The following is a 3056-nucleotide window of genomic DNA, read 5'->3' on the forward strand; positions in this document are numbered from 1 at the left end:
ACGGCTGGCCGTGACCACCGCGGGCCTCCGTACCGCGCCGACAGCGGGGAGTGGGCCGACACGGTGGCCGAGGTCGTTCGGAGAGCGCTCTCCGAAGGGTGCCCAGTGTCTCGCCGCTGCCGACGGGGTGTCAAGGTCCGGCCGGTGGACGCACGGATGCGGGGGCCCCGGCCGCGCCGGAGCCCCCGCATCTCACGGATCAGCCGGTGGGGAAGTTGTCCGGGGTGCTGATCCGGGACTTGAGCAGCGCACCCGACTCGGTCAGGACACCGCTGCTGCTGTAGTCGCCGCCGTCGCAGGTGCCGGGCTTGAGGGCGGCACTGCTCTCATTGGCGTCCGAGTAGGTCCAGTTCGCGTAGCTGATCTTCAGCTGGTCGAGCAGATCCAGCCAGGCGGTGGTGCTCGACCGGTCCAGCGCGCCGCCACCGGTGGCGCTCACCGTGCCGAACTCCGTGACGAAGAGCGGGAGCTGCGAGGCGGCCCGGCTCACCGTCGCCCGGTAGTTGTCCTTGTGGCTGGCGGCGTAGAAGTGGAACGCGTACATGATGTTGGTGGCGTTGACGGGACTGTTGACGACCTCGCTCTCGTTGGAGCCGTCCGAGACCCCGAGGGACGACCAGCCGCGCGTACCGACGATGACGACCGCGTCCGGGTCGGCGGCCCGGATGACCGGGATGACCTGCTCGGCGTAGTTCTTGATGCCGGCCCAGCTCACACCGTTGGGCTCGTTGGCGATCTCGTAGATGACGTTCTTCTTCGAGGCGTTGCGGGCGGCGACCGACGCGAAGAAGGTCTTGGCGCGCGCCAGGTTGTAGTTCGGGTCGCCCGGAGTCAGGGTGTGGAAGTCGATCAGGGCGTACATGCCACGGGCCTCGGCCATGTCGACCAGGCTGTTGACCTTGCTGGTGAACCCCGCCGGGTCGGTCTCGTAGCCGTCCTCCTGCACATACATGGCGGTGCGCAGCAGGTCCGCCTTCCAGTCGTTCGCCAGCGCGTCCAGCGACGCGTTGTTGTAGCACTGGCTGAACCACTGGAGGCCGTGCGTGCTCATGCCGCGCAGCTGGATCGGGCGGTTGTACTGGTTGCACAGGTTCACCCCGCACACGCGGAGCTGCCCGTTGGTCCCCACCGGGGTGCCGTCACCCGTGGCGGGCGGCGGGTCGTCGTCGTCGCCCCCGCCGCCGACCGTGCCCGTACAGGCGACGCCGTTGAGCGTGAAGCCCGTGGGCGCCGGGTTGGCGCCCGAGAAGGAGCCGACGAAGCCCAGGTCCGCCGTGCCGCCGGTGGCCAGGGTGCGGTTCCAGTCGACGGGGGCGGCGGTGACCGTGGAGCCGGACTGCGACCAGGTGGCGTTCCAGCCCTGGACCACCTTCTGGCCCGAGCCGGGCAGCGTGAACTTGAGCTGCCAGCCGCTGACGGAGTCACCGAGGTTGGTGACCTTCACCCCGCCCTGGAAGCCGCCCTCCCACTGGCTGGCGACCGTGTAATCCACCTTGCATCCGGTGGCGGCCGCCGCCGGGGGGCCGGCCAGGACCGTCAGGCCCGTGGCCGTGGCACCGGCCGCCAGTAGAGCCAAGAAGCGTTTCACAGCATTTCTCCTCGTTCGAAGGGGAACAACTGAGGAACAACTGGATGGGAGCGCTCCCAGAACCCATCGGCCCGAGACCGTACACGTCCCCGGGGCCCGCGCATAGCCATCCGACGCTGTCATGCACAAATAAAGTTGGGAGCGCTCCCAGATCGGTGACGCGATCGCGCCGTCAATTGATCCGACTCCTTCGGCCGCTCACCCTCCGGGCCGTAGGATCGGTGGCTCTTGGGGGTGGTCCATGCTGAACAGGGATTCCGGCACGCCGACGCTGGAAGAGGTGGCGGCGCTCGCCGGGGTGGGCCGGGGCACGGTCTCCCGAGTGATCAACAACGCGGCGGGCGTCCGGGAGTCCACCCGTCGCGCCGTGCAGCGCGCCATCGACGAGCTGGGTTACGTGCCCAACCTGGCCGCGCGATCCCTGGCCGGACAGCGCGCGGGCGCCGTCGCCCTGGTGATGACCAAGACGGACTGGCGGCTGTTCGGGGAGCCCTTCTTCTCGGAGATCGTGCGTGCGGTCGGCGACGCCCTGGACGAGCGGGGGGTGCAACTGCTGCTCACCCTCGTCCGCACGGACACCGAACGGCAGCGGCTCCTGGAGTACGTGCGAGGCGGCCGGGTCGACGGGGTGCTGCTGATGTCGGTGAGCGCCGAGGACCGGCTGCCCGACATGCTCGCGGACGCCGGGGTGCCGACCGTGCTGCTCGGCCGGCGCTCGGGCGACGAGCGGGTCACCTATGTGGACGCCGACAACGTTGGCGGCGCGCGGGACGCGGTCGGCCACCTGGTGCGCGGCGGGCGCAGAACCATCGCCGCGATCGCCGGACCTCCCGAGATGTACGTCGCCCAGTGCCGGCTGCGCGGCTATCGGGAGGCCTTGCGCGAGGCGGGCTGCGCGGAGCCGCCGTCCCTGGTCGCCCAGGGCGACTTCACCGAGGCCAGCGGGCGGCGGGCGATGGCCCGTCTGATCGAGCGGCACCCGGAGGTCGACGCGGTGTTCGCCGCGTCGGACAGCATGGCGGCCGGGGCGCTGGCCGCGCTGCGCGCGGCGGGGCGGCGGGTGCCCGAGGACGTGGCGGTGGTCGGCTTCGACGACTTCGAGCTCGCCGAACAGACCGACCCACCGCTGACGACGGTCCGCCAGCCGATGGAGGAGATCGGCCGGGCGATGGTGCGCCTGCTGCTAGAGGAGATGAGCCGGCCGAAGGTCGCCTGGCACCACGTCATCCTGCGCACAAGCCTGATGGTGCGTCAATCAGGTTGATCATCAGGCCAGTTGCCTGAGACCGCCGGGCACGCGCGCGAGCCGCGACCCGATCCGGCCGATGCCGCGCACGGGGTTGTCAGGGACACGACCGTGTCCTACAGTCCCCTACCAACGAATGCATGGGAGCGCTCCCACCTCTCCGCACCCCCGCACCCCCTCCGCGGCCGGCCCATCCCCGCCTCCCCCACCCACGAAGATCGG

2 protein-coding genes are annotated in these 3056 nt (G+C 70.6%); one reads left to right on the forward strand and one right to left on the reverse strand.

What is annotated here, in order from left to right; translation table 11 throughout:
- Window positions 1–199: 199 nt before the first annotated feature.
- A complete protein-coding gene (locus ACN6LM_RS37805) occupies window positions 200–1588 on the reverse strand; it encodes a cellulase family glycosylhydrolase (protein ID WP_445069950.1) in 1389 nt (462 codons plus the stop codon).
- A 241-nt stretch (window positions 1589–1829) separates the two neighbouring features.
- Here ACN6LM_RS37805 and ACN6LM_RS37810 point away from each other — a divergent pair, with 241 nt between their 5' ends.
- On the forward strand, window positions 1830–2852 hold the full coding sequence (locus tag ACN6LM_RS37810; protein ID WP_445069951.1) for a LacI family DNA-binding transcriptional regulator: 1023 nt from the start codon (window positions 1830–1832) through the stop codon (window positions 2850–2852).
- The last annotated feature ends 204 nt before the right edge of the window (window positions 2853–3056 follow it).

It is taken from the genome of Streptomyces sp. SAS_281 (assembly GCF_052542855.1).

What these genes read in the sequence shown, in the direction of transcription:
- ACN6LM_RS37810 (WP_445069951.1), top strand. Translation starts at nt 1,830, where the DNA reads ATGCTGAACAGGGATTCCGGCACGCCGACGCTGGAAGAGGTGGCGGCG.